Raw genomic sequence first — 6,578 nt, forward strand, 5'->3', positions numbered from 1 at the left:
GAAACCGACATTGCAGGGAGGCGACTATGGGCTGGGTGTGGGGCGGCGTCCTTATCGGCGTGGTTATCGTGGCTTTGGCCGTGGGCATCCCGTATTTCATGACACACAGGCGCATGCGCGAGCATCACGACGTCTCTGACAGCCGCTATTACCTGCGCGCACGGCGAAAGTCGCGGTTGCAGCGCCGAGACGCAAACGCGAGCCAGCGCTAGTCTCTCTTTGTGGGCTATGACGACGGCCGGGTAGCGTGCGCCGACAAAAAGCGTCGCGCTTATTGTTAGCCACGGCGTCACCGTCGGCTTAGCCGGGCAGCCGGACGCCGAAGCCGGTGCTGGCGAGCTTCAGCAGGACCTGGCCGGGCGCTTGCAAGGCGGCGACCTTCGCCGCGCTCAGGTCCTCGAGCTGTCTCAGGGCGGTCGCGTAAGCGCCATCGCCCTGCCTGCGCGCCTGGCTCAAGACGACCGCGTTGGCCCACACCTTTTCCCGCGCCTCCCGCAGGAAGCGCTGGGTGGCTAGCCGGTTGAGTGGCTGGAGCAGCCGGTCCAGGAGGGTGCCGGGACCGGAAACCGTGGCCAGCTCGTCGTCTTCGGCCGCGACGCGGGAGGCGAGCACGCGGTCGATCGCCTGATGGTCGGACCGCCGCCTGGTCAGCAGCGCCGGATCGTCGAACTCTTCGTCGGTGATCACCGCCAGCAGCGCCTGCGGCAGGTCGTAGTTGATATGGGCGTTCATGCCGAGCAGGACGTGGCGGAGCGGCGGCAGCCCGGCGGGCGCGCCGAACGCGACGTCCCAGGGCCGCGTCGGGCGGCTGCCCGCCAGCGCGGCCCGGAGCGCGTCCAGGTACAGGCCGGCGAACGCGACGTCCCACCGCTCGACCCATTCGGCGTCGGTGAAGCCGCCACGCCGGAGTTCCGCGGCCACCGCGATCGTCGTTCGCTGGTACGTCGCGTGGAAGTACTGCCGCCGGTCGCCGGCGGCGCGCAGCGACTCGAGCAGGGCGGCCATCTGGTCGATCAGCTCCTCGATCACACCGCCATCGTGATCCGGCCGGTGCCCTGGTGGTGCTGCTGCCGATGGAAGCGGGCGTCGCGAAGCCGAGGGCGTACCGTCTTAGGGGTGCAGACCTTCGACGACGTGGCACGCCTGGCCGCCGGACTGCCCCAGGTCACTGAAGGCGTCGACAAATACAGGAAGACCAACAGGACCTGGGAAGTCGGCGGCAAGGCGTTCGCGTGGGAGCGCCCGTTCAGCAAGGCGGACATCAAGCGGTTCGGCGACGTGCAGCCGCCGGACGGCCCGATTCTCGCGATCCGCACCGCCGACCTGGCCGAGAAGGAGGCCATTCTCGCGGCGCACCTGGACGCCTTCTTCACGATCCCGCACTTCAACGGGTTCAGCGCCTACCTCGTCCAGCTGGACAAGGTGACGCCGAACGTACTCAGCGAGGCCCTCACCGACGGCTGGCTGGCGTGCGCCCCGCGCGACCTCGCCGACCGGTTCGCCGCCGACGAGAGCTGACGTCCATATTTTGAGACGGATTAGCTCAGCTAGTAAGACGCGAGCTACGCTGGACGGCATGCCAGAGGTCTACACACACGGTCATCATGAGTCGGTGCTGCGCTCGCACCGGTGGCGCACCGCCGAGAACTCCGCCGCCTACCTGCTGCCGCACCTCAAACCGCACATGCGGATCCTCGACGTCGGCTGCGGTCCCGGCACGATCACCGCGGGCCTGGCCGGCTACGTGCCGCAAGGGCACGTGACCGGCATCGACGCCGCGCCGGACATCGTCGAGCAGGCCAGGGAGCTGACGGTCGGCCGCGAGAACCTCGACTTCACGACCGGCGATGTCTACGCGCTCGACTACCCGGATGACACATTCTGCGTGGTGCACGCCCACCAGGTGCTCCAGCACCTCAGCGATCCGGTCCTGGCGCTGCGCGAGATGCACCGGGTCACCAAGCCCGGCGGCCTGGTCGCCGCCCGCGACGCGGACTACGGCGCCATGGTCTGGTACCCGTCCCTCCCGGTTCTCGACGACTGGCTGGCGCTGTACGAGAAGGTGGCCCGCGGCAATGGCGGGGAGCCCGACGCCGGCCGCCGGATGCATGCCTGGGCCAGGGCAGCGGGCCTGGCCGACCTCATGGTCTCGACGTCGACCTGGACGTACGCCACCCCAGAGGACCGCGACTGGTGGGGCGGCCTGTGGGCCGACCGCACGGTCAAGTCCGCCTACGCCGCGAACGCCACCGGCGGCGGCCACGCGACCACCGCGGACCTGGCCAGGATCGCCGACGGCTGGCGCGCCTGGGCCGCCGACCCCGACGGCTGGTTCGCCGTCATCCACGGCGAGATCCTCTGCCGGGCATAATCGCGGTCAGCTGGCCTCGCCACCCCTGTCAACTCCTTATCAGTTCGGCGACTTCCTATCGGTTATGACCAAGAGCGGGCCGGCGGCACAAACCCGCGGGCGGCGCGTTGGCCCGCGCCGTCCTAGGCAACCCCCGTCGGTCAGGCCTACCCTGCGGTCATGGGCAGATACGAGGACGCCTTCCGCCGTAGCCTCGCCGACCCGGCCGGCTTCTGGGCCGAGGCCGCGGCCGCCGTCGACTGGTACCAGGACCCGCAGGTCGTCCTTGACGACAGCAACCCGCCGTTCTACAAATGGTTCGCCGGCGGCACGCTGAACACCTGCCACAACGCCCTCGACCGCCACGTCGACGGCGGCCGCGGAGAGCAGCACGCGCTGATCTACGACTCCCCGGTCACCGGCACCGCGAAGACGTTCACCTACCGGCAGCTACGCGACGAGACGGCCAGGTTCGCCGCCGTCCTCAAGGGCCTGGACATCCAGAAGGGCGACCGAGTCGTCATCTACATGCCGATGATCCCCGAGGCCGTGGTCGCCATGCTGGCCTGCGCCCGCCTCGGCGCCATCCACTCGGTGGTGTTCGGCGGGTTCGCGGCGCACGAGCTCGCGGTGCGGATCGACGACGCCACGCCGAAGCTGATCGTCTCCGCTTCCTGCGGCATCGAGGGCAAGCGGATCATCGAGTACAAGCCGATCCTTGACAAGGCCATCGACGAGGCCGTGCACAAGCCGGCGGGCACGGTCATCGTGCAGCGCCCGCAGGCGACCGCCGCGATGACGGCGCGCGACCTGGACTGGCACGAGCTCATGGCGGCCGCCACCGGCCAGGCGCCCTGCGTCGCTGTCGACGCGACCGACCCGCTCTACATCCTGTACACCTCGGGCACCACCGGGAAGCCGAAGGGCGTGGTCCGCGACAACGGCGGCCACGCGGTCGCGCTGACCTGGTCGATGCGGAACGTCTACGACACCGGCGCGGGCGAGGTGTTCTGGGCCGCGTCCGACATCGGCTGGGTCGTCGGGCACTCCTATATCGTGTACGCGCCGCTGCTGGCCGGCTGCACCACGATCCTGTACGAGGGCAAGCCGGTGGGCACCCCCGACGCCGGCGCGTTCTGGCGCGTGATCAGCGAGCACAACGTCAAGAGCCTGTTCACCGCGCCGACCGGGTTCCGCGCGATCCGCAAGGAAGACCCGCAGGGCACGCTCACCGCCGGCTACGACCTCAGCCGCTTCAGGTACCTGTTCCTGGCCGGGGAGCGGCTCGACCCTGACACCTATCGCTGGGCGGCCGACCTGCTGAAGGTCCCGGTCATCGACCACTGGTGGCAGACCGAGACCGGCTGGGCGATCGCCGCCGACCCGATGGGCCTTGACCCCAAGCCGACCAAGCCGGGATCGCCCACCTTCCCGATGCCGGGATATGACCTGCGCATCCTCGACGAGGACGGCAACGAGGCAAAGCCAGGCGATACCGGGCACATCGCGATCAGGCTGCCGCTGCCGCCGAGCTGCCTGCCGACGCTGTGGCACGACGACGAGGGCTTCATCCGCTCGTACCTGGCCAGGTACCCCGGCTACTACCTCACAGGCGATGGCGGTTACCGCGACGCGGACGGCTACCTGTACGTCATGGGCCGCACCGACGACGTGATCAACGTGGCCGGGCACCGGCTGTCCACCGGGGAGATGGAAGAGGTGCTCGCCAGCCATCCCGCGGTCGCCGAATGCGCGGTCTTCGGGGTGGCCGATGAGCTCAAGGGCGAGGTGCCGCGCGGCCTCGTGGTGCTCAAGGCGGGCGTCACCGCCGACCCGGAGGCGCTGGCCGCGGAGCTCGCCGCGATGATCCGCGGCCGGATCGGCCCGATCGCGGCGCTGCGCACGATCGACGTGGTGCCCGGTCTGCCGAAGACGCGGTCCGGGAAGATCCTGCGCAAGACCATGCGGGGCATCGCCAACGGCAAGGACGAGCCGGTTCCTTCGACCATTGACGACCCGGCTGTGCTAGCGGGGCTTCGTCCTATTCTTCTTCGTCGGAACGATCCCGGCTGACTCCGCGGAGCAAAGCGTTGAGCCGGTGAGTAAGCCGCGCACGTTCTGAGGAAACTTCATGCAGCCGCGCCGCGAGCTCGTCGCGCTGGGCGGCGACCTCAGCCAGCCTTGTTTCCAGCTCGATGATCCGCCGGATCGCGGGCAGCGTCATGCCCTCGCCGGCCATCGACGCGACCTGCTGGATGACGCGGATCTCCACCCGGGTGTAGCGGCGCTGGCGGCCGGCGGAGCGCTGCGGGGTGACGACCTGGAGCTCGTCGATGCGGCGCAGGAAGGCTTGCTTGACCGCGAGCATCTCCGCGACCTGCCCGACAGTGAACAGCGGGATGTTCTCGTCCTCGAAGGGCTCCATGGCTCACCTCCCTAAGCGGGAATGCTAAACGGCCGGCGTAGCCACTGCTTCGCCGGCCGCTAGCTGTCACTGTCGCTCGTCAGCTGATTAGCTGGCCAGCTCCTTGCTGGTGCCGACCTCGATCTTGCGGGGCTTGGCCTCCTCGCGGACCGGGATGCGGATCTCGAGAACACCCTCGTTGTTGCTCGCCTCGATGGCGTCGGCGTCCAGGTTCTCCGCCAGCCGGACGCTGCGGCGGAAGCTGCCGAACAGCCGCTCGCGGACGACCGGGGACTCACCCTCGGTGCGGGTCTCCTCGCGGGTGGCGCTCACGGTGAGCACGCCGCGGTCGACGGTGACGTCGATCTTCTCCGGGTCGACGCCGGGGACGTCGAAGCGCAGCACGAGCTCGCCGTCGCGACGGACAGTGTCCATCGGCAGGGCGGTGGTGCTGGCCGGGCCGAAGCCGGTGCCGAACGCGCGCCGGACGATTCGGTCGAAGTCCCGGGTGAACGGGTCACGAGTAGTCAGGTACATCGCTGCCTCCTAGGAGGGCCTGCCACCCTGGCTTCACCCTCTGCCAGTAAGAAACTTATAACTCAATTTATATCTTTCGTGAATCAGGCTTGTCAACTTAGTTGCCTGGCCATGACTGAGCCGGTGTCAGCGGCTAACCTCAAGGGCATGGCAATCCGACCAGTCCGGCTCTTTGGCGACCCGATCCTGCGCACCGTCGCCGACCCCGTCACCGACTTCGACAAGCAGCTGCGGAACCTGGTGAAGGACCTGACCCAGACGCTGGACGACGCCCAGGGCGCCGGCCTGGCGGCGCCGCAGATCGGGGTGGGGCTGCGGGTGTTCGCCTACGTCGTGGGCAGCGAGCGTGGCTACCTGGTCAACCCGGAGCTCAGCTTCCCCGACGACGAGGAGCAGGACGGCGAGGAGGGCTGCTTGTCGTTCCCCGGCATCTACTACGACGTCAAGCGGCGGCTCAACACGGTGGCCCGCGGCTTTACCGATCGCGGCGACCCGGTGCAGCTAGTCGGGACCGACGTGCTGGCCCGTTGCATCCAGCACGAGACCGACCACCTCGACGGCGTGCTGTTTATCGACCGGATGGACCTGGCAACCCGGAAACAAGCCATGAAGGCGATACGGGAAGCAAATTGGGACGGCGCCGTGAAGTTGAGCCCGCATCGGATGTCCGACCGCATATTCTGACAACTGGCGCGTACATCGCGCTCCCGCATAGAGCACCGGAAGCACCTGTAGCTTAGCCTCATAGGACATCGGGGATGTAACGATTTCTTCATGTGGGACGGGTAGCTTCCCCTGCGGGAAGCACTACGCGGGAGGTACACCGACATGTCCCGAGCGGTGCCCACCGGCGCCCGTTCCGAGTGGCCCTACGAGCCGGAACGTGGCCAAGGGCGGGACGGGGAGCGGAACGTGCCAGGAACCGGGCGGGACGACAGGCGCGGTGACCATAGCGGCCAGTCCTACGGGCCTGCCGGCCGTGATGATCAGGATGGCGCGGCTCCGCAGAACGTCCAGGGGCCGCAGGGCCCGCGGGGCCCGCAAGGCCCGCAGAGGCCGCAGGAGCCGCAGGGCCCGCAAGGCGCTCAGGGCGGGCAGGCCCCGCAGGGCTACAACCCCGCCGGATATGGCAACCAGGGGCACCAGGGCCAGCGGCCAGGCGGGGCCCCGGGTGCCCCGCAGCGAGGCCAGGATCCTCAGCGCGGCCAGGGCTACCCCGGCCAGGGCTACGGCCCCCAGGGCGCTCCGGGCGCCCAGGGCCCCCAAGGCTCCCAGGGCCCCCAGCGC

The 6,578-nt window shown here is 69.1% G+C and carries 8 protein-coding genes and 1 pseudogene; 6 read left to right on the plus strand and 3 right to left on the minus strand.

Features of this window, described 5'->3' with window-relative positions; all coding sequences use genetic code 11:
• On the plus strand, nucleotides 1-212 hold a 212-nt coding region (locus WA805_RS19340), incomplete at its 5' end, for a hypothetical protein (protein ID WP_425243031.1).
• A gap of 88 nt (nucleotides 213-300) precedes the next feature.
• Here WA805_RS19340 and WA805_RS19345 read toward each other — a convergent pair.
• A complete protein-coding gene (locus tag WA805_RS19345; protein ID WP_425243032.1) occupies nucleotides 301-1,029 on the minus strand; it encodes a DUF5995 family protein in 729 nt (242 codons plus the stop codon).
• A gap of 87 nt (nucleotides 1,030-1,116) precedes the next feature.
• Between WA805_RS19345 and WA805_RS19350 the strand changes: the two genes are divergently transcribed.
• From WA805_RS19350 to WA805_RS19360, 3 genes are all read left to right on the plus strand, one after another.
• Entirely contained in the window at nucleotides 1,117-1,518 is a 402-nt protein-coding gene (locus tag WA805_RS19350) for an MmcQ/YjbR family DNA-binding protein (RefSeq protein WP_422287551.1), read from the plus strand.
• 58 nt (nucleotides 1,519-1,576) lie between these two features.
• Nucleotides 1,577-2,371 carry a methyltransferase domain-containing protein gene (locus tag WA805_RS19355; protein ID WP_422287552.1) on the plus strand — a complete coding sequence of 265 codons (795 nt, stop codon included), beginning with the start codon at nucleotides 1,577-1,579 and terminating at the stop codon, nucleotides 2,369-2,371.
• 159 nt (nucleotides 2,372-2,530) lie between these two features.
• Nucleotides 2,531-4,423, plus strand: coding sequence for a propionyl-CoA synthetase (locus WA805_RS19360; RefSeq protein WP_425243033.1), 1,893 nt, complete (start codon nucleotides 2,531-2,533; stop codon nucleotides 4,421-4,423).
• On the opposite strand, the gene WA805_RS19365 is transcribed toward WA805_RS19360, so the two are convergent.
• Nucleotides 4,392-4,775, minus strand: a complete 384-nt coding sequence (locus WA805_RS19365; RefSeq protein WP_422278539.1) for a MerR family transcriptional regulator — start codon at nucleotides 4,773-4,775, stop codon at nucleotides 4,392-4,394. The two genes, WA805_RS19360 and WA805_RS19365, sit on opposite strands and share 32 nt — an antisense overlap.
• 87 nt (nucleotides 4,776-4,862) lie before the next feature.
• Nucleotides 4,863-5,291 carry an Hsp20/alpha crystallin family protein gene (locus tag WA805_RS19370; RefSeq protein ID WP_422278541.1) on the minus strand — a complete coding sequence of 143 codons (429 nt, stop codon included), beginning with the start codon at nucleotides 5,289-5,291 and terminating at the stop codon, nucleotides 4,863-4,865.
• A gap of 147 nt (nucleotides 5,292-5,438) precedes the next feature.
• Here WA805_RS19370 and def point away from each other — a divergent pair, with 147 nt between their 5' ends.
• Entirely contained in the window at nucleotides 5,439-5,975 is a 537-nt protein-coding gene (gene def, locus WA805_RS19375; protein ID WP_422278543.1) for a peptide deformylase, read from the plus strand.
• Between the two features lie 144 nt (nucleotides 5,976-6,119).
• Nucleotides 6,120-6,578: pseudogene (locus WA805_RS19380) on the plus strand (hypothetical protein); the annotation flags it as partial.

The organism is Trebonia sp., assembly GCF_049794275.1.
In the GTDB taxonomy this organism is placed as follows: domain Bacteria; phylum Actinomycetota; class Actinomycetes; order Streptosporangiales; family Streptosporangiaceae; genus Trebonia.

What these genes read in the sequence shown, in the direction of transcription:
- WA805_RS19360 (WP_425243033.1), top strand. Translation starts at nt 2,531, where the DNA reads ATGGGCAGATACGAGGACGCCTTCCGCCGTAGCCTCGCCGACCCGGCC.
- WA805_RS19370 (WP_422278541.1), bottom strand. Translation starts at nt 5,291, where the DNA reads ATGTACCTGACTACTCGTGACCCGTTCACCCGGGACTTCGACCGAATC.
- def (WP_422278543.1), top strand. Translation starts at nt 5,439, where the DNA reads ATGGCAATCCGACCAGTCCGGCTCTTTGGCGACCCGATCCTGCGCACC.
- WA805_RS19365 (WP_422278539.1), bottom strand. Translation starts at nt 4,775, where the DNA reads ATGGAGCCCTTCGAGGACGAGAACATCCCGCTGTTCACTGTCGGGCAG.
- WA805_RS19355 (WP_422287552.1), top strand. Translation starts at nt 1,577, where the DNA reads ATGCCAGAGGTCTACACACACGGTCATCATGAGTCGGTGCTGCGCTCG.